A 19,069-nucleotide genomic window follows, 5' to 3' on the forward strand; every position below is an offset into this window, starting at 1 on the left:
CCGTTATCAACCACCCGGTTCGCCCCTCCGCCTGACTTTCGCATATTCTACCAACGCCCCCATCCCCCGCGCACACTGCTCCGGATAACTGTACACAGGGATACCCCCTTGGCCCAATATCGCCTCCATGATGTCGTTCTCCAGGGGTGCGAAGCGCAGGCAGATCACCGGCTTGCCGTACTTGCGAGGCAGCGCGGCGTAGCGCCGGCCGCCTTCGACGGCGATGCGCACCGCCTCGGGCAGATCTTCGGCGTCGGGATCGATCTTCAGACTGCTGTCGAACAGCTGGGGGCTCACCGGCACATTGCTGATCACCCCGTCGATGTAATCGAGCTTGAGAAACATCTCGATGATCTCGGCTTCTTGCAGGGCGGTGCGGTGACTGCCGGCAAAATCCACCGGGTTGCGGGCCGCCGGTGCATGGCCCGGCAGCAGCGCGCTGATGCGCCGGGCGGTGTCGGCGTCCAGTTCCGGCAGCGCGATCCCCAGCGCCGTGCAGGCGTCCGTGCCGACCACGCCCTGGCCGCCGCTGCCGAGGATGGCCACCCGGTTGCCCCGAGGCAGGGGCAGGCCGGAAAGGGCCTGGGCCATTTCGAAGAGGTGAAAGGACTCGGCGGCCTGCAGCAGGCCGATCTGCCGGCACATGCTGTCGAAGACCGCCGCCGATCCGGCGATGGAGGCGGTGTGGGACATGGCGGCCCGCTCGGCGGCCGCCGAACGGCCGGCCTTGTAAACGATGATCGGCTTGCGGCGCACCACCCGCCGGGCGGTATCGAAAAAACGGGCGCCGTCCTTGAGCCCTTCGAGATAAAGCACGATCACCCGGGTATCATCGTCCTCGGCCAGGTAATCCAGGTAGTCCGACACCTCCAGATCGGCCTGGTTGCCGATACTGATGAATTTGCTCAAGCCGTAGCCCTGGGTGGCGGCCACCTGGGCCATGGAAACGCCGAAAGTGCCGCTCTGGGAGACAAAGGCGATGGGACCGGTTTTGGGGCGTTTGGGAAAGCAAAGACTCAGCTCCCCGGCCGCGCTCCAGATGCCCATACAGTTGGGACCCACCAGGCGGATGCCGCCGGAGCGGGCCACCACCGTCATCTCTTCCTGCAAACGGGCACCCTGCTCTCCGGTTTCGGCGAATCCGGCGGTGATCACCACCGCGCCCTTGATGCCCCGCGCGACACAGGCGCGCAACACCTGCGGCACCGTCTCCGTAGGCGTGGCCACCACCGCCAAATCCACCGGCCCCGGCACGGAGGCCAGGTCCGGGTAAGCCTTGAGCCCCAGAATCTCCTTCCGGCGGTGGTTGATGGGATAGATGGCACCGGGATACCCGGTCTGCAAAGGCCGCTGCACCAACCGATGCCCCCACTTACCGAATGTATCAGAGGCCCCCACCACCGCAATGGCCCGCGGCCTGAAAATCGCCTCCATAGCTTGCATCGTCACAGAATCCAAAAAAACAACCCCTCCAATCCAGCCCGCCACCACTCACTCAAGGAGTAAGGTCTCGCGAAAAACCCACCCCCCATCCAATCGGTAGAATTCCTCAACTTAAAACTTAACACTTAAAACTTAACACTTCTTTTCATCATGAAGCATATATCGAACACTTCCGCACCGCCATGGCCGCCTCCTGCAAAGCCTCGGCAAACGTGGGATGTCCGTGCACCGTACGGGCGATGTCTTCGGAAGCGGCGCCGAACTCCATGGCCAGCACGCACTCGGCGATCATGTCGGCGGCCCGGGGGCCGATGATGTGGACCCCCAGCACGCGGTCGGTCTTGCCATGGGCGATGAGCTTGACGAAACCGTCGGTCTCGCCCATGCAGCGGGCCCGCCCCGCGCCGGTGAAGGGATAGGTGCCGACGCAGTAAGGCAGATCCCGCGCCTTGACCTGCTCCTCGGTCAGTCCCACGCCGGCCACTTCCGGCCAGGTGTAGATCACGGAAGGAATGGCGTCGTAATTGACCTCGCCGTGGCGGCCGGCAATGCCTTCCACGGCGGCGATACCTTCGGCCGATGCCTTGTGCGCCAGCATGGGGCCCGGCACCAGATCGCCGATGGCGTAGATGCCCGACACGCTGGTTTGGTAGGCGGCGTCCACGATAATGTGACCGGTTTTGTCGTCGGTTTTCACGTCCAGTTCTTCCAGACCCAGGTCGCGGGTCAAGGGCCGTCGGCCCACCGACACCAGCAGCCGATCAAAGGTGAGGTCTTCGCTCTTTTCATCCTTCTCCACGGTGACGGAGACCCCCTTGGCCGATGCCTTGGCCGATTTGACCCGCGTGCCCAGGCGCATATCGAACCCCTGCTTGCGCAAAATGCGATCCAGGGTGCGGGACACCTGGCCGTCCAGACCGGTGCCGATCTTGGGCAGCATTTCGATCACCGTCACCTTGGCGCCCAGACGCAGCCAAACGGAACCCAGCTCCAGGCCGATGTAGCCGCCGCCGACGATGCCCAGGTGCTTGGGCACCGCGTCAAAGCGCAAGGCATCGGTGGAGTTGACGATGCGCTCGCCGTCGAAATCCAGGCCGGGGGGCGTCACGGGAGCGGAACCGGTGGCCAGCAGGATGTGGCGCGTGGACAGGGTTTGCTTCTTGCCCTTGTTGGGCTTGACCGCGACCGCTCCCGGTTCGGCAATGGCGGCCGTACCTTCGATGATCGTCACCTTGTGGCTCTCCAGCAACTTGCGCACGTTGCCGGTCAACTCCTCCACCACCTTTTCCTTGCGCGCCATCATGGTCTTGAGGTCCAGGCTCACCTTGCCGGTTTTCACCCCGTGATCCGCAAGTTGGTGCAGCGCCAGGTGATAGTACTCGCTGGAGTCGAGCAGCGCCTTGCTGGGAATGCACCCCTCGTTAAGGCACACGCCGCCCAGGCGGGGCGCTTTCTCCACGCAGGCGGTCTTGAGCCCCAGTTGGGCGGCCCGCACGGCGGCCACATACCCGCCGGGGCCCGAACCGATGATCACCAGATCGTAATCCTGTTTTCCTGCCATGATTACACCTCCAACAGAAGCCGCTCGGGGTTTTCCACCAGCTCCTTGATCCGTTTGAGAAAGGTGACCGCTTCGCGGCCGTCCACGATGCGGTGATCGTAGCTCAGGGCCACGTACATCATGGGCCGGATCACGATCTCGTCATCCACCACCACCGGCCGCTTCTCGATGCGGTGCATGCCCAGAATCCCGCTCTGGGGCATGTTGAGTATGGGGGTACTGAGCATGGAGCCGTAGACGCCGCCGTTGCTGATGGTGAAAGTGCCCCCTTCCAGATCGGCCAGTTCCAGGCGGTTCTCCTTGATTTTGGCCACGTAGTCGAGGATCGCCTTTTCGATCCGGGCGAAGCCCATGCGCTCGGCATGCCGGATCACCGGCACCACCAGCCCCCGGGGTGTCCCCACGGCCACGCCGATGTGCTGGTAGTTGTGGTAGACGATATCGCTGCCGTCGATGAAGCCGTTGACCTCCGGGAACTCCTGCAGCGCGGCCACCGATGCCTTGACGAAAAAGGACATGAACCCCAGGGAGATATCGTGCTTCTCCTTGAAAGCCTCCTTGTACTCGGCACGCAAGGCCATGGCACGACTCATGTCGATGTCGTTGAAAGTGGTGAGCATGGCGGTGTTCTGCTTGGCTTCCAGCAGCCGGGCGGCGATACGCTTGCGAATGGGGGACATGGCCTTGCGCACCTCGGCCGGCGGCTGGTCCTTGCCCAGCTCGGCCGGCGGCACACATTCATCGGGCACCCCGGCCGGCGCCTGCTCCAAAGCCAGCAGCACATCCCCCTTGGTAATTCGCCCCCCGGGACCGGTGCCGGCGATGCTTGTGGCATCTAGCCCCTTTTCCGCCACCAGGCGCCGTACCGCCGGCGACAAAATTGGCGCCCCTTCCCCGCCCTTCTTCTCCGGGGCCTCGCCCTTTTCCTTCGCCTCCGGCCCGGACTTCACTTTCGCTGCCGATGGCTTCTCCTTCTCCTCCGGCGGCTGCTCTTTTTTATCCTCCTCCGCCGAATCCTCTTTTTCGGCAGACTTCTCTTCCTTCTCCGTCGCCGCATCCTCGACAGCCGCCTTTTTTTCCGCCGGCTGCTTCTTGCCCGACGGCTCGATCCTGGCCACCACGGCCCCCACCGCCACCGTCTCGCCGGCGGCCACCAGGATGGTCAAGGTGCCGGCCACCTCGGCGGTCACCTCCAGGGTCACCTTGTCGGTCTCCAGAACGAACAAAGGCTCGTCCTTCTCCACCACATCGCCGTCCTGCTTGAACCACTCGGCCAAAACCGCTTCCTGCACGGATTCGCCGACGGTTGGAATTTTGATGTCCATGCAACGTTCTCCTTCCTTGTTCTGAGGGCGGACATTGAGATTTAATGGAAGAAAGTTTTAAGTTTTAAGTGTTAAGTTTTAAGTTAAGGAATGCTGTCATTGTATTTTTTGTGTGCGGCTAACCGCCAACATCGAATGGCGAAGCAAAAGCATTGACCGGAATGTGCATGTAGTTGCCATTATTCTTGTCTTTATCTACCGGCAATCCGGCTTTTTGGTCGGCAGGGCTCCAATGATGATGCGTCAAGCTCGGCCCTTTAATCATCCGTAATGCGTGCATAACCGCACAAGCTCCTACCTCGCCAAGGCGCATCCAATCGACAAACTACCTTAACTTAAAACTTAACACTTAAAACTTAAAACTATTTTTAATTCTACTTCCCCGCCTCCCCCTTCCCCTTGAGCGCCCCCACCGCCTCATCGATTATCCGCTCCTGCTCCGCTTTATAAATATTGGGAAAACCGGTGGCCGGGGATGAAGCCGGTTTGCGGCCCACGTAGGTCAGGGGGTGATCGATCAATGCTTGGATCAGCGGTCGGACGAACCACCAGCCGCCCATGTTCTCCGGCGCTTCCTGCACCCAGGTCACTTCTTTGGCGCGGGTGTAGCCGGACAGAATCGTTTTGAGTTGTTCCGTGGGAAAGGGATAATATTGTTCCAAACGGACGATGGCGACGTTGTCGGTTTCCAGCGCCTCGCGGCGCTGCAACAATTGATAGTATATTTTGCCGCTGCACAGCAGTACTTTGCGGGCCTTGGTCGGTTGCGCCGGGTCGTCCAGCACGGTTTGAAAAGGGCCTTCGGCGATATCGGTCAGGGAAGAGACCGCCTTCGGATGGCGCAGCAGGCTTTTGGGGGTCATGAGCACCAGCGGTTTGCGGTAGGCGGCCTTGGCCTGGCGGCGCAGCAGGTGGAAATATTGGGCGGGGGTGGTCACGTCGCACACCAGCATGTTCGCACCGGCGCAAAGCTGCAGAAACCGCTCCAGGCGGGCGCTGGAGTGCTCCGGCCCCAAGCCCTCCCAGCCGTGGGGCAGCAAAAGGCCCAGTCCGCAGAGCCGTTCCCATTTGGCTTCGCCGCTGGCGATGAACAGGTCCACCACGGCCTGGGCGTTGTTGATGAAATCGCCGAACTGGGCCTCCCAGAGAGTCAAACCGCGGGGTTGAGCCAGGGCGTAACCGTATTCGAAACCCAGCACCGATGCCTCGGACAAGGGACTGTCGTAGACCCGGAAGGGCGCGGCCGGGCCGTCGAGGTGTTGCAGCGGCACGTGGCGTCGCTCGTTTTTGCGATCCACCACCACGGCATGGCGTTGGCTGAAGGTACCGCGGGCGCTGTCCTGGCCGCTCAAACGGATGGGCGTTCCCTCGGCCAGCAAGGTCGCGAAGGCCAGCGCCTCGGCATTGGCCCAATCGATGCCTTCGCCCTTTTCCACCGCCTCCAGGCGGCGGCGCAGTAACTGGCCGATCTTGTCGTGGGGTGTGAAGTCGTCCGGCAGGGTGTTGACGGTACGGGCCAATTGCCGCAGCCGTTCGGGGTCCACGGCGGTGTCCACCGGATCGGAACTGTAACGGCCGCTGAACGGTTCCCACTCCTTGTAAAAGGGGGTTTCGGGAAAGGGGCAGGTGGTACCGTGCACCTCGGCGTAGGCCTGTTCCATGGCGTCCGTGACCGCCTTTTCCATGCGGGCCGTTTCCTTGGCGGTGATCACCCCCTCTTCGATCAGCGCTTCCGCGTATAGCTTGTGCAGCGAAGGCCTTTGCCGAATGCGATCATACATGCCGGGCTGCGTGAAGTAAGGTTCGTCGCCTTCGTTGTGGCCGAAGCGGCGGAAGCACACCACGTCCACCACCACGTCCTTGCCGAAGGCGGCCCGGTAATCGGCGGCCAGACCGATCACATGCACCAGCGCTTCGGGGTTCTCCCCGTGCACATGGAAGATGGGCACCATCAGCATTTTGGCCACGTCGGTGCTGTAGCGCGTGGAACGGGCATCGTCGGGCAAGGTGGTGTAGCCGATCTGGTTGTTGATCACCACATGAAGGGTGCCGCCGGTGCCGTACCCTTTGAGCTGGCTCATGTTCAATGTTTCGGCCAAGACCCCCTGACCGGCGAAGGCCGCATCGCCATGCAGCAGCAAGGGCACCACCCGGCCGCGGCCCGCCTCGCCGGCCATCTCCTGGCGCGCTCGGGCCACCCCCTCCACCACGGGCGATACCGCTTCCAGGTGGCTGGGGTTGTTCACCAGCAGCGCCTCTACTCTACCCTCCTGCCCCAGGTCGATTTCGCCCAGGTAGCCCTTGTGATACTTCACATCGCCGGCACCCACCACCTGGCTGCTGTCGTAGCAGTTTTCAAACTCGGCCAGCAGCTCGGCCACCGGTCGTCCCAGGATGTTGGTCTGCACGTTCAGCCGGCCACGGTGGGCCATGCCCAGGATCACCTCCCGAGCGCCTTGTCGTGCCAGCCGGCGCAACAAGGCATCGAGCATGGGGATCACGCCGTCGCCGCCCTCCAGGGAAAAACGGGTCACGGCCACATAGCGCTTGTTGAAAAACTGTTCGAACAGGGCGGCCCGCACCAGCATTTCCAGAATACGCTTGCGTTGGTCCGGATCGAGGTCCGGACGGTTGCGGGATGGCTCCATGCGCTCCTGCAGCCAGCGCCGCTCGTCCGGATCCTGCAAATGCATGTACTCAACGCCCACCGAACGGCAGTAGGTCTCCTTCAAAATCCGGAGCACTTCCTTCAGGGTGGCCCGCTCTGTGAAAGTCAGTTGGGGCGTTTCCACCTCTTGTTCCAGGTGGTCGTCCGACAAGCCGAAGGCCTCCAGCGCCAGCAGGGGGTGTTCGGTGGGGCAGGCGCTCAATGGATCCATGCAGGCCAACAGGTGGCCCAGGTCGCGGTAGCGGTGGATCAGCTCGGCCACCCTGGCCGCCAAATCCCCCGCCGCGGCGGGTCCGGCCGCCGAAGCGGGTTGCTCCCGGCCGATGTCGAATCCATGAAAAAACAGGCGCCACTCGCGGCCCACGGATCGGGGATCTTTCCGGTAGCGTGCATACTGCTCGTCGATATAGTCCAGATTCAAGGCTTCGGGTATCTGCATGCTGCTCATTTTCTCGAAGGGGTTGAACGGTGGCCGGGTGACCCCGGATCGGCGAACAGTTCGGGATCGGGACCGGTGAATGGTGGTTCTGGCCGGTGATCAGGGTTCATTCTGTGATGGATGATAGGCAAAAGCGCCAAGGGTGTCAATCGGGTTCCTTTGGTTGGTCGAATGTGCAACATTTCTTTGACTTTTATCCCCCTTGGGCCGAAAATAGAGAGGTTGGACCAAAGATCGTCCATCAATGGCACCTGATCGGTTAACAGCGGAGGTCGACCGTGCACATCCCTGAACGCGCAATATGCCTCAGCCTGCTGGATGACATGGACATGCCGGAGCACATCCTGGCCCATTCCCAGTTGGTGTGCCAAGTGGCCTTGCTGCTCACGGACGCTTTGCAAGCGGCCGGTGTGCCGCTCAACCGGCCTCTGGTCCATGCATCGGCCCTGTTGCACGACATCACCAAACCGCGCAGCTTCACCACCGGCGAAAATCACGCCCAAACCGGTGGTGAATATCTTGCCGGATTGGGATTCCCGGAGGTGGGCGAGGTGGTGCGCCAGCATGTGGTGCTGGACGCCTACTTCGCGGCCGAGGCGCCCAACGAGGCGGAGATCGTCAACTACGCCGACAAGCGGGTGCTCCACGACAAGATCGTGCCTCTGGACCAGCGCATGCAATACATTCTCGCGCGTTACGCCAAAACCGAGACCCATGTCCGGATGTTGCAAAAGGTCTGGGAGCAAACCGATCAATTGGAGAAGCGGCTGTTCGCCTACCTGCGCTTCACGCCGCTGCAACTGTGCGACCGGGTGGACGCCGAGCGCTGTCCGCCATAACAAGCAGTGCGCCATGCCGAATGCCATGCGAACAAGTGTTTTTTTGCACTGCAACGGACACAACGATATTTGAGGAAGTTGATACCAGCGGGCATGCGATCAAGGCTTCTTGGAATCGCCACGAACCTCTATCGCAAATATGCGCCCGAAGCCGTACTGGATCCCGACGCGCCGAAACATTGGCAGGAGATCGTGCTTTACCTGTTTGTGCTGGTGGCGGTCTCCGTTGGATTCCTTGCGCTGCTGCTGGGCATGTATGACAATATCCAGCATGATTATTGGTACATCCTGTTTGCATGCACCATCGGCTATGTCGGTTGCCTGTTGGTTTTTTTCTTTCCCGAAGCACGTTTCGAATGGCGCGCCGCGACCGTCTGCGGCCTCATCTATTTGATCGGCATTTCCATCGTGCTCACCGTCGGCCCCTTCCTGTCCTCCCGGGAATGGCTTTTCGCCTTCAGTATCATGGCCTGCATATTGTTGGGCTGGCCGGGTGCCATCGCATCCATGGTCGTTAGTTTCGTGACCTGGCTCGGCATCTGGATGCTGATCAAGACCGATTTCTGGGCACACCTGTTCGATGCGGGAAAGGGCGCGCACCACTGGCTGATGATCACCATCGATTTGCTGTTCATTTACGTGGCCACCGCTTTGCTGACCACCTTTTTTTCCAACCGCATCGGGCAGTCCGATCAGGCGGCCAAAAGCCTTTCCCGGCAGCTTTTGGAAGAACGCAACAAGCTGGCCGCCTTCAACCGCCAACTGGCGCTCGAAATAGAGGAGCGCAAAACCATCGCCAAAGCCCTGCAGGAAAGCGAGGAGAAGTATCGTACGATTTTGGAGACCATGGAAGACGCCTACTTCGAGGTCGACCTGCAGGGCAAGCTGACATTTTTCAACCGTTCCCTGGGAGTTCAATTGGGATATAGCGGCGCTGAATTGATCGGGACCCATTTTCGCACTTTGGTGGATGGCGCCCATGCCGCAAAGCTGGTGCGGGCGTTCAACAAGCTCTTTCGTTCCGGAAGTGCCGCTCAGTCGGTGGATATCGAGATCCGCACCCGCCACAAAGGGATCCGGATTCTCAGTCTGCTGGCGACATTGGTACGCGACGGCGACGGCGCACCGGTCAAATTCCAAGGGCTGTCAAGGGACATCACGGAAAATCGCCTGATGGAGGAGCACTTGCAGCGGGCTCGCAAAATGGAAGCCGTGGGCGCCTTGGCCGGAGGGGTCGCCCATGACCTGAACAACACCCTGTCGGGCGTTGTCGGTTATCCCGAATTGCTGCTCATGAATCTGCCGGAAACCGACCCGCTGCGCAAACCCATCATGGGCATCAAAAAGTCGGGGGAAAAGGCGGTGGCCATCGTTCAGGATCTGTTGACCCTGGCCAGAAGAGGCGTCGCCGTCAAGGAGATCACCAATCTGAACACCCTGGTGCATGAATATCTACAAAGCACGGAATTTCACACCCTCAAGGCATTTCATGCCGAAGTGAAGTTCGAAACCCAGCTGGCCCCTTCTTTGCTCAACATATCCGGATCGCCGATCCATTTGTCCAAATCGCTGATGAACCTGATTTCCAATGCCGCGGAGGCCATCAAGGACGAGGGGACCATCTTTGTGTCCACCGCCAACCGATATGTGGAGCAGAACGAGGCGACGTCCGGGAATCTTGCGGAAGGTGATTATGTGGTTTTGACGGTCCGCGACACCGGTGAAGGCATCCCCCCGGAAGATATCGACAGGATTTTCGAGCCCTTCTTCACCAAAAAAGTGATGGGCCGCAGCGGCACGGGACTCGGCATGGCGGTGGTCTGGGGCACCGTGGAGGACCATGGCGGCCACATCGATGTGCGCAGCGGACCGGGCCGGGGCACAACATTCACCATCCACTTGCCGGCAACTCGCGAAGCGGTTCTGCAACCAACGCCCACCCTTTCCGTCGCGGATTACCGCGGCCATGGCGAACGCATCCTGATTGTGGACGATGTGGCCACGCAAAGGGAAGTCGCCTCAAAAATGCTCACCGTGCTGGGCTATGCGCCGGAAGCCGTCGACAGCGGTTTGGCCGCGGTGGCGCACTGCAAAACGCACAAGGTGGATTTGCTGTTGCTCGACATGATCATGCGGCCCGGTATCGACGGCCTCGAAACCTACAAACGCATCCTTGCCTTGCATCCGGGCCAAAAAGCGATCATCGCCAGTGGCTATTCCGAAACCGAGCGTATCAAGGAAACATTGCGCCTGGGTGCCGGGGCATATCTGAAAAAGCCATATTCCATGGAAAAATTGGGATTGGCGGTCAAAAACGCGCTGTCCAGTGAACCGACGCAGGCATCCGAACCACCCGCTGCTGCGCCATCATGGCGCCCATCGTGATTGCGCAATGGTTTCAAGCACAGAGGGCGGCCGTGGCCCTTGTTTCCGGCCGCGAAAGCCAATTCACTGTGTACCGCCGGACCGGCGCGAAGCTTGGAAGCGGCGCTGCAGCGCCGGGCCTGCCAAAAACAGTGCTGCCAGGACAAACAATGGCCCGAGGGTTTGCAGGTCGATGGCCTCGGCAATGGTGTCGGCCGTAGCGGCATTGCGGATCATCAGGGCGTACAGGAACCCCTTGATCGTAAAACCGACCGCTGTGGCAATCAGAAATCGCGGCAGAGGCACCGCCAGGACGCCGGCCCCGTAATTGATCACCGAGTGGGGAAAATTGGGCAGGGTGCGAACGGCCAAAAGGGTGCCCCAATCGCTGTTGCTGTACAGAAAGCGCAACACCCGTGCTGGTTTGGCCGGGGATCCGCCCCCCTTACCGGCCAACCACCGGCACAGGCCGTAGGCGGCCAAGGCCCCCAGCGTACCCCCGGCCACGATGATGGCGGTGGCCGTCAACGGTTGATAAAAAAGCCCTGCCACCCATATCAGGGTCGATCCGGGCAAGGCGAAAGTGTACAACACCACCTTGGCCGCGATCAGGGCGGGTATGAACCACCACAAGTGGGCGTACCGCTCCCCTTGCGCGACAAACAGCCGCCAATCGAACCAACCCAACTGCCCGGCGACGATGCCCAGCACGACCACCAGACCGAACAAAATGGGTTTGTATCGGGGCTTGGCCATTTTTGCATCCACAACCCGATCCCACCCCGGTTTTCTGTGTTCAATGACCCGGCCTTGCCCGCAGGGGCGCCGGACATGGCACACCATAGCATGTTCGCCCTCTGTTCTGAAAATCGTGCCGCGACAACTTGAAATACCGACACCTGGAATACCGTCGCCAAGGCAAAGGGGCCGGATGCAAATGGGTCGCTTTTCACCCGCCGGAGTGATGTACACCAGGGCCGAATAATGATATGGAAAGGTTTTTTTGCACACCGGTGCATTGCCGTGCCAACCAATGGATTCCGGCCGATTTCCATGTCAATGAGGAGTACGATGGTCATGAACAATTCCGTACCGCTTTTCCGGCGTCTGTTTATTCGCATCGCCTTTTTCAACCTGTTGGCCTGCGGGGCGCTCATCGGCGCCGCCTACTGGCTGTTGGATGTCGCCGCAGCGCAAACCGGACGATTGGTCCAGGCCCACCCCGCCTCGGCCGAAATCACCCGCCTGGCCGAGTGGATGGGCAAGGCCGCGGAGGGGTTCTGGCCCTTTATCGTGCCGGCCGTTTGTCTCTTTTTCCTGCTCATCACCCTGCTCTCCGCCTGGTCCGCCCGCCGTGCCATGGCCGACGTTGTCCGCGACGCGGTGCCCCCCGCCGCCAAATCCCGCAAAAAATCAAAGCCGGCGCCAACGCGCGAACCGGACGAAGCGGCCGAGGCGGCAGCACAGCGGGCGGCCGACGCCAAGCGGCTCTATCTGCACCTGGTGTCCGTGCTGCAAAAAGAGGGTCGCCTGCTGGACTTCTTCTCGGAAGATCTCACCCCTTACAACGACGGTCAAATCGGTGCCGCGGTGCGCAGCATTCACGAGGGGTGCAAAAAAGCCCTTGATGATGTCATCGCCCCGCAGGCGATCCTCGCTCAGCAAGAAGAGGAGGAGATCGAGGTGGCGGCCGATTTCGACCCCAACGCCCTCAAACTGGTGGGCAATGTGACCGGCCGCCCCCCTTTTAAAGGCATCGTGCGCCATCGCGGCTGGCGGGCCCGCAAATTGGACCTGCCGTCCTTTTCAGGCAGCGTGGCCCCGGAGATCATCGCCCCGGCGGAAGTGGAAGTGAGATGAAAAGGAATTTAAGCCCATGAACACCCCCCGATATATCATCGGCATCGACCTGGGCACCACCAACAGCGCGGTGGCCTATGTACCGGCGGACACCGACCGGGTGGAAGAGGCCTCCATCCGGTTGCTGGAAATCCCTCAACTGGTGGACGCGGGGGTGGTGGCATCGCGCCCCCTGTTGCCCTCCTTCGTGCTGCTGCCCACGGCGCAGGACGTGCCCCGGGATGCCCTGGCCCTGCCCTGGGATCCGAACCCCGGCATGGCGGTGGGGGAATTTGCCCGCCGGCGCGGCGAGGAGATCCCCCACCGGCTCATCGCTTCGGCCAAGTCCTGGCTGTGCAACACCCTGGTGGACCGCAAGGCCCGCATCCTGCCCTGGGATGAAGCCGCCGGCGGCAGCCCGTCGGCCACCGAAGGCAAGATGTCGCCGGTGGAGGCTTCCGCCGCCATTTTGCGCCATTTGCGCCTGGCCTGGAACCATGTGATGGCCCGCTCGCCGTCCGGCGAGACGCAAGCCCACCTGGCCATGGAGAACCAGGCCGTGTTTCTCACGGTGCCGGCCTCCTTCGACCCCGTGGCACGGGAGTTGACGGTGGCGGCAGCCCAAATGGCCGGTCTGCCCAAGGTCACCCTGCTGGAAGAGCCGCAGGCCGCCTTCTATGCCTGGATCGCCCATCACGCCGAACGCTGGCGCGAAGTGATGGCGCCGGGCGACCTGGTGCTGGTGTGCGATGTGGGCGGCGGCACCACCGATTTCAGCCTCATCCAGGTGGCCGACGATCAAGGACGGCTTTCCCTGGAACGCGTGGCCGTGGGCAATCACCTGCTCATCGGCGGCACCAACATGGACCTTACCCTGGCCTACGCCCTGGCGCGCCAACTGGCCGAGGGCGGCACCCGCCTGGACAGTTGGCAGATGAACGGACTCTGGCAGAGCTGCCGCACGGCCAAGGAGCGGCTGCTCAGCGAGCCCGACCTGCAGCGCCTGCCGGTGACGGTCCTGGGCCGCGGCAGCCGACTCATCGGCGGCACCATCTCCACCGACCTCACCCGCGAGACCGCGGAGCATCTGCTGCGGGACGGCTTTCTGCCCCTTTGCGACCGCGAAGACAGGCCGCAGGCCACCAAGCGGGCCGGCATCCAGGAGTTCGGCCTGGCCTTCGAAGCCGACCCGGCCATCACGCGCCATTTGGCCGCCTTTCTCGACCGCGCCGCGGCCGACGGCCGCTCCGCGGCGCCCACGGCGGTATTGTTCAACGGCGGCGTGATGAAATCGGCCCTCTTTCGACAACAGATCCTTACCGCCCTCGACCGTTGGTCACCGAGCGGCACCGTGCGGGAAATCGATGGGGCCGACTTCGATCTGGCCGTGGCCCGCGGCGCCGCCTGCTACGGACTGGCCAAACAGGGCACGGGCATTCGCATCCGCGGCGGGCTGGGGCGCGCCTATTACATCGGCATCGCCGCCGCCATGCCCGCCGTGCCGGGCCTGCCCGCCCCCACCAAGGCGCTGTGCGTGGCCGCTTTCGGCATGGAGGAAGGCACCACGGCGGCCATCGCCGATCGGGAATTCGTCCTGCGGGTAGGCGAGCCGGTGGTGTTCGATTTCCTCGGTTCCACCACCCGCAAAGCGGATGCGGTGGGCACGGTGGTGGAGGATTGGGAAGAACAAATCCAACCCATCACCACCCTGGAAACCACATTGGACGGCGAGCCGGGCCAAATACTGCCGGTCACCCTGGAACTGCATGTGACCGAGGTGGGAACGTTGGAATTGTGGTGTGTTTCGAAGGTGGATGAGCGGCGGTGGAAGTTGGAATGGAATGTGAGGGAGAGATAGTGTTAAGTGTTAAGTGTTAAGTGTTAAGTTTAATTCGAAGGATGAAGAGAAGAAAAAGAATAAGAGAAGTTTAAAGTTTAAAGCAAGGTATTTTGTCGATTTGATTGAGGTGTTTGAATTATGGGGAGCGGCGTGAAAAGGGCTGGTGAGGTGTGGGAAAGGTTTGGGTTGGATGGTTGGATCGGAGGGTCGTATGGATGATTCGGCGGAGGGGCCGGAAATTGATGGTGGGGGGCGGCGGTTTCTGATCGGTGTTGATCTGGGGACCACCAACTCCGCGGCGGCCTATGTGGATTTGACGGCGGCACCGGCGAAAGGTGCCGGCAGCACCCTTTTCCAAGTGCCCCAGTTGACCGCTGCCGGCACTTTCAGCCGCGTGGCGGTGCTGCCCTCTTTTCTCTATCTGCCCGGTGACTACGACATCGATCGGGAGGCCTTGCACCATCCCTGGCCCCGCCCCGACGACAGTTTCGTGGGCGTCTGGGCCCGGGATCACGGCGCCCGGGTGCCCGCGCGGCTGGTGGCGTCGGCCAAAAGCTGGCTGTGCCACGGCAACGTGGATCGTCAGGCGCGCATCCTGCCCTGGGGCGCGCCGGGTGAAGTGCACAAAATATCGCCCGTGCAGGCCGGTGCCGCCTACCTGGAACACATCCGCAAGGCCTGGAACCACAGCCACGGCGATGAGGAAGAGCTGTTCCTGGAAAACCAGACGGTGATCGTCACGGTGCCGGCCTCCTTCGACGAAGTGGCGCGGGAGTTGACCCTGGCGGCGGCCGAGCAGGCCGGTCTGCGCCGGGTGACCCTCCTTGAAGAGCCCCTGGCGGCCTTCTACAGTTGGCTGGCGCGCCACGAAGAGGACTGGGAAAAGCATGTGCAACCCGGCCAACTGATCCTGGTCTGCGACGTGGGCGGCGGCACCACCGACTTCACCCTGGTGACCCTCACCGCCGACCCCGGCGGCGGCAGCCCCCGGTTCGAGCGCATCGCCGTGGGCGATCACCTGCTGCTGGGCGGCGACAACATGGATCTGGCCCTGGCGCGGCAGGTGGAGGCCCGCTGGCGCGAAGCGCAGCAGCGGCCCGGCCTGGACGCCCACCGCTGGCAGACCCTTTGCCACCAATGCCGCCAAGCCAAGGAACAAATCCTTTCCGGCCAGGCCGAGCGCCACCGGGTCACCATGGTGGGCAGCGGCAGCCGTTTGATCGCCGGCACCCTCTCCGCGGATCTGGACCGCGCCACCATCGAAGGGATGATCCTGGAGGGCTTTTTCCCCCTGGTGGACAAAGAGACCGGGCAAGACTCCCCACCCCAACGCCCGGCCATCGCAGAATTCGGTCTGCCCTACGAAGCGGAACCGGCCATCACCCGCCACCTGATGCGTTTCCTGGAGCGCCACCGCCGGGACGTGGCCGAGACCATCGGCAAAGCGGATCCCCTGCCCGACCTGGTGCTCTTCAACGGCGGCGCCCTGGCGCCGGCCATTGTCCAGCAGCGCATCGTCAACGCCCTGGTGCATTGGTTCGGCCCTGCCGACGGGCGGCGGCCGGCCATCCTGGAAAACCGGCACCACGATCTGGCCGTGGCCCAAGGGGCCGCTTATTACGGTCTGGTCAAGGCCGGCAAAGGCCTGCGGGTGGGCAGCGGCAGCCCCCGAGGTTACTATTTGGGCGTGGGGCAAGCGGATGCGGCGGCCGCGCCGTCGGCCACCGAGCGGGCCATCTGTGTGGTGCCCCGGGGGCTGGACGAAGGCAGCCGCATCACCCTGGCCGAGCACCAATTCGAAGTGCGGGCCAATGAACCGGTGCGCATCGAACTGTTCAGCTCCAGCTACCGCAGCGGGGACCGCGGCGCCGACCTGGTGCGGATCGACGACACCTTTTCTCGTCTGCCGCCGTTGCAAACCGTCATCCGCTACGGCAAAAAGGGCAGCCGCACCCGCATCCCGGCGCACATCGAAGCCGAATACACCGAGCTGGGCGCCCTCAACCTCTGGTGCCGCTCCCGCATCAGCGACCACCGCTGGCAGCTCCAATTCCAACTGCGCGACGCCCTGCCCGCCGATGCCGTGGTTCAGGAGGCCGTGGTGCTGGAGGAACATCTGGTGGCAGCCGCCCGCCAGGAGGTGCAATCCGCCCTCGAGGGCACGGACACCGGAAGGCTGGACGGGATGACCAAGGCCATTGCCGCCGCCGTGGACCTGCCACGGGAACAGTGGCCCCTGCGCTTGCTGCGGGACCTGGTCGACCAACTGATCCAACTGTTGCCCCGGCGTACGCAAAGCCCGGCCCACGAAGCACGCTGGATGAACTTGACCGGCTACTGCCTGCGGCCCGGCTTCGGTGACAGCCTCGACCCCGAGCGCATCCAGCGGATATGGAAGCTTTTTGCCCAAGGCCCGGCCCACCCCAAACATGCCCAGGTGCAGAGCGAATGGTGGATTCTCTGGCGCCGCCTGGCCGGCGGCCTCACCCCCGGTCAGCAGCGCCAGCTCAGCCAGGCCTGGACCCGTCTGCTGCAACCCAAGAAGGGTAAAAAAACGCGCCTTTCCGCCCAGCACCAGATCGAATTGTGGATGGCCATCGCCAATCTGGAGCGGCTCTATGTGAACGACAAAATCCAATGGGGACGTCTGCTGCTCGACCAGCTCAATCCCCAGCAAGCCCGCCGCCAGCAGCTCTGGTCCCTGGCCCGCATCGGCGCACGGGAGCTGCTGTACGGCTCCGCCGACCGGGTCGTTGCCCCCGACGAAGTCGCCCGCTGGATCGACCACCTGTTGGCCCAAAAATGGCCTCAACCCGACATCGTCGGCCCGGCCCTGGCGCAACTGGCCCGCAAAACCGGCGACCGTACCCGGGACATGGACGCCGCCACCGTGGACCGCATCCGCGCCTGGATGGCCCCGCACTCCCAACTGGCCGACCACATCCGCTTGCTGGAAACCGTGGTTCCCATCGCCCGTCAAGAAGAACAAACCCTGTTCGGCGAATCACTGCCGGCAGGGTTGATTTTGCGATAGCAGTCAAGTTGCGCACTTGGCTGTTTTCAACCCTGCAGCGCTATAAGCCGCGCATCAATGCTTCAATGCCCCCTTGACGGGTTGCGTCATCAGTCCCTCCCGGAATGCATCGGCCAGGACCTCGTCGATCCGGTGGGGGTAAAGGGCGCCGTCCGCATCCACGCCATGAATGGTGCCTGAATGAAGGAAGGCGGCCAGCAGCCGCGTACCCACCGAAAGTCGGTCGCCGGTGTCCGCAACGACAAGGGGAGCGGGAGCGGGTGAGGGCAATGGCACGCCTTGGTCCAACAGTTGTTTGGTGAAGTTGAGGATGCGGCCGAGGCGCAGGAGGGTGAAGGCTTGGCGCCGAGTGGTGGTGTGCTGCAACGGCAATGCGGAAGACCGCAGTTGCAGGGTCTGCGATGGAAGCAGATCGTGGCGCCGGCACCAGCGGTAGTCGGCGCTGCCGGGCGCGGGGTAGAAGATGGAAACGCCGGCCAGGACGCGACGGCGGGCCAGGAAAAGCAAGTCCCGGACGGTGTCCATGGGATCCTGTTGCGGTCCGGCGGCGATGAGGTAGGCCACGGCGTTCAGGCCGTGGGCCGGTGCGGTTTTCAAAATGCGATCCACGTCGGCGGTGACGTCGGGACGACCGAAGCGCTTGAGCTGGGCCGCGGCGGTGGTGATCAGCGCCAGATTGAGGGTTTTGAAGCCCGCGCGGGCCATGGCGGCCAAGAGGGTGTCGTCCAGGGAGGATGCCAGCAGACCGTTCATGGCGCGCAATTCGATCCGCCGACCGGCAAAGCGCCGTTCCAGAACATCCAGCAGCGCCAGAAACCAGTCCCTATCGACGCTTAGGTGTTCGTCCTCGAAATCGATGAAACCGAGGGGCGTGATGGCATCGGCGGCGATGATCTCTTCCATGACGGCGGCCACGCTGCGACGGCGGTGGCCGTGATAGGTGGCGGCGTTGACCGCGCAGTAGGTGCAGCGCATCGGGCAGCCGCGCCCGGCGGTGATGGCCAAGCCGCCGTGCCCGTGTCTGCGATAATGGCGCCACTGGACAAGATCGAAGGCCGGTGCGGGCAATGCATCCAAATCGGCGGCCACCGCCGGCGGGCTGATCTGCACGCCGCCGCCGGGCCGCCGACGCACCAAGCCGGGGACGCTTTCCAGTGCGGCCCCTTGCCGCAGCGCTCGCGCCAATTGTGGCAAACCACACTCGCCGTCACCGCGAAGGACGTAATCCACAGCCGGATGATCCATCACCGAGTGGGGCAGGGCCGTGGGATGGTGCCCCCCGAGCACGATGACGGCCTGCGGGCACGCACGCCGAACGGCTGCGGCGGTTTGCAACGCCATGTCGCTGTATGCGCTGAAAAGGGATGAGATGGCAATCAGGGCAGCGCCCGAGGCTTTGGCCTGGCGGGCGATGTGATCCAGGCTGTACCCGAAATGGCGATAGGTGTGGAACAGAGCGAAGGGCGAGCGATCCTTCCGTCCATAGTAGGGCTGCAAGTATCCCAGAGCAGAGGGCCACGGCAGGATACGGGATTTATCGCTGGCCAGACCGTCCAGCAGCGCCACGCTGAAGCCATCCCGCCGCAGCGCACCGGCGATGCATGCCAAGCCGTAGGGCATGGTGCGCTTGGCGGTGAGGTAGAAGTCTTGAATCGGCGGTTGGATGAGCAAAATGTCGGGCATGGGCGAAAAGCCGGTACAAGTGTTGCGATGGCCC

12 protein-coding genes are annotated in these 19,069 nt (G+C 62.7%); 5 read left to right on the forward strand and 7 right to left on the reverse strand.

What is annotated here, in order from left to right:
• Positions 1 to 6: 6 nt before the first annotated feature.
• The 5 genes from MRX98_RS11475 to MRX98_RS11495 all read right to left on the reverse strand — a co-directional run bounded on the left by MRX98_RS11475 (position 7) and on the right by MRX98_RS11495 (position 7,445).
• On the reverse strand, positions 7 to 1,449 hold the full coding sequence (locus tag MRX98_RS11475) for an acetate--CoA ligase family protein (protein ID WP_246908090.1): 1,443 nt from the start codon (positions 1,447 to 1,449) through the stop codon (positions 7 to 9).
• Between the two features lie 142 nt (positions 1,450 to 1,591).
• Entirely contained in the window at positions 1,592 to 3,004 is a 1,413-nt protein-coding gene (gene lpdA / locus MRX98_RS11480) for a dihydrolipoyl dehydrogenase (protein WP_246907837.1), read from the reverse strand.
• A gap of 2 nt (positions 3,005 to 3,006) precedes the next feature.
• Positions 3,007 to 4,329, reverse strand: coding sequence for a 2-oxoglutarate dehydrogenase complex dihydrolipoyllysine-residue succinyltransferase (odhB, locus tag MRX98_RS11485; RefSeq protein WP_246907840.1), 1,323 nt, complete (start codon positions 4,327 to 4,329; stop codon positions 3,007 to 3,009).
• Between the two features lie 118 nt (positions 4,330 to 4,447).
• Positions 4,448 to 4,609, reverse strand: coding sequence for a hypothetical protein (locus MRX98_RS11490; protein ID WP_246907842.1), 162 nt, complete (start codon positions 4,607 to 4,609; stop codon positions 4,448 to 4,450).
• A gap of 94 nt (positions 4,610 to 4,703) precedes the next feature.
• Positions 4,704 to 7,445 (reverse strand): 2-oxoglutarate dehydrogenase E1 component, encoded by a 2,742-nt coding sequence (locus tag MRX98_RS11495; RefSeq protein ID WP_281432316.1) that lies wholly within the window; start codon positions 7,443 to 7,445, stop codon positions 4,704 to 4,706.
• A gap of 269 nt (positions 7,446 to 7,714) precedes the next feature.
• Here MRX98_RS11495 and MRX98_RS11500 point away from each other — a divergent pair, with 269 nt between their 5' ends.
• Together MRX98_RS11500 and MRX98_RS11505 are read left to right on the forward strand one after the other, a co-directional pair.
• Complete coding sequence (locus tag MRX98_RS11500) at positions 7,715 to 8,275, forward strand: HD domain-containing protein (protein WP_246907848.1); 561 nt, start codon at positions 7,715 to 7,717, stop codon at positions 8,273 to 8,275.
• A 93-nt stretch (positions 8,276 to 8,368) separates the two neighbouring features.
• Positions 8,369 to 10,660 (forward strand): hybrid sensor histidine kinase/response regulator, encoded by a 2,292-nt coding sequence (locus tag MRX98_RS11505; RefSeq protein ID WP_246907851.1) that lies wholly within the window; start codon positions 8,369 to 8,371, stop codon positions 10,658 to 10,660.
• A 63-nt stretch (positions 10,661 to 10,723) separates the two neighbouring features.
• Here the strand turns inward: MRX98_RS11505 and MRX98_RS11510 are convergent, their stop codons facing one another.
• Positions 10,724 to 11,395, reverse strand: a complete 672-nt coding sequence (locus MRX98_RS11510) for a TVP38/TMEM64 family protein (RefSeq protein ID WP_246907854.1) — start codon at positions 11,393 to 11,395, stop codon at positions 10,724 to 10,726.
• A 321-nt stretch (positions 11,396 to 11,716) separates the two neighbouring features.
• On the opposite strand from MRX98_RS11510, the gene MRX98_RS11515 reads away from it, so the two are divergent.
• The 3 genes from MRX98_RS11515 (at position 11,717) to MRX98_RS11525 (ending at position 17,352) form a co-directional block, all read left to right on the forward strand.
• Positions 11,717 to 12,499 (forward strand): DUF2760 domain-containing protein, encoded by a 783-nt coding sequence (locus MRX98_RS11515; RefSeq protein WP_246907857.1) that lies wholly within the window; start codon positions 11,717 to 11,719, stop codon positions 12,497 to 12,499.
• Positions 12,500 to 12,515: 16 nt separating this feature from the next.
• Positions 12,516 to 14,336 (forward strand): Hsp70 family protein, encoded by a 1,821-nt coding sequence (locus tag MRX98_RS11520; protein WP_246907860.1) that lies wholly within the window; start codon positions 12,516 to 12,518, stop codon positions 14,334 to 14,336.
• A gap of 193 nt (positions 14,337 to 14,529) precedes the next feature.
• Entirely contained in the window at positions 14,530 to 17,352 is a 2,823-nt protein-coding gene (locus MRX98_RS11525; protein ID WP_246907881.1) for an Hsp70 family protein, read from the forward strand.
• A gap of 54 nt (positions 17,353 to 17,406) precedes the next feature.
• Here the strand turns inward: MRX98_RS11525 and MRX98_RS11530 are convergent, their stop codons facing one another.
• Entirely contained in the window at positions 17,407 to 19,035 is a 1,629-nt protein-coding gene (locus MRX98_RS11530) for a B12-binding domain-containing radical SAM protein (protein ID WP_246907889.1), read from the reverse strand.
• Positions 19,036 to 19,069 lie beyond the last annotated feature (34 nt).

The organism is Desulfatitalea alkaliphila (assembly GCF_022968795.1).
Taxonomy (GTDB): domain Bacteria; phylum Desulfobacterota; class Desulfobacteria; order Desulfobacterales; family Desulfosarcinaceae; genus Desulfatitalea; species Desulfatitalea alkaliphila.

Excerpts from the sequence above, each read along its gene's own strand:
- MRX98_RS11525 (WP_246907881.1), top strand. The coding sequence starts at position 14,530 with ATGGATGATTCGGCGGAGGGGCCGGAAATTGATGGTGGGGGGCGGCGG.
- MRX98_RS11490 (WP_246907842.1), bottom strand. The coding sequence starts at position 4,609 with ATGCACGCATTACGGATGATTAAAGGGCCGAGCTTGACGCATCATCAT.
- MRX98_RS11495 (WP_281432316.1), bottom strand. The coding sequence starts at position 7,445 with ATGAGCAGCATGCAGATACCCGAAGCCTTGAATCTGGACTATATCGAC.
- MRX98_RS11520 (WP_246907860.1), top strand. The coding sequence starts at position 12,516 with ATGAACACCCCCCGATATATCATCGGCATCGACCTGGGCACCACCAAC.
- MRX98_RS11530 (WP_246907889.1), bottom strand. The coding sequence starts at position 19,035 with ATGCCCGACATTTTGCTCATCCAACCGCCGATTCAAGACTTCTACCTC.
- MRX98_RS11505 (WP_246907851.1), top strand. The coding sequence starts at position 8,369 with ATGCGATCAAGGCTTCTTGGAATCGCCACGAACCTCTATCGCAAATAT.
- MRX98_RS11515 (WP_246907857.1), top strand. The coding sequence starts at position 11,717 with ATGAACAATTCCGTACCGCTTTTCCGGCGTCTGTTTATTCGCATCGCC.
- lpdA (WP_246907837.1), bottom strand. The coding sequence starts at position 3,004 with ATGGCAGGAAAACAGGATTACGATCTGGTGATCATCGGTTCGGGCCCC.
- odhB (WP_246907840.1), bottom strand. The coding sequence starts at position 4,329 with ATGGACATCAAAATTCCAACCGTCGGCGAATCCGTGCAGGAAGCGGTT.
- MRX98_RS11510 (WP_246907854.1), bottom strand. The coding sequence starts at position 11,395 with ATGGCCAAGCCCCGATACAAACCCATTTTGTTCGGTCTGGTGGTCGTG.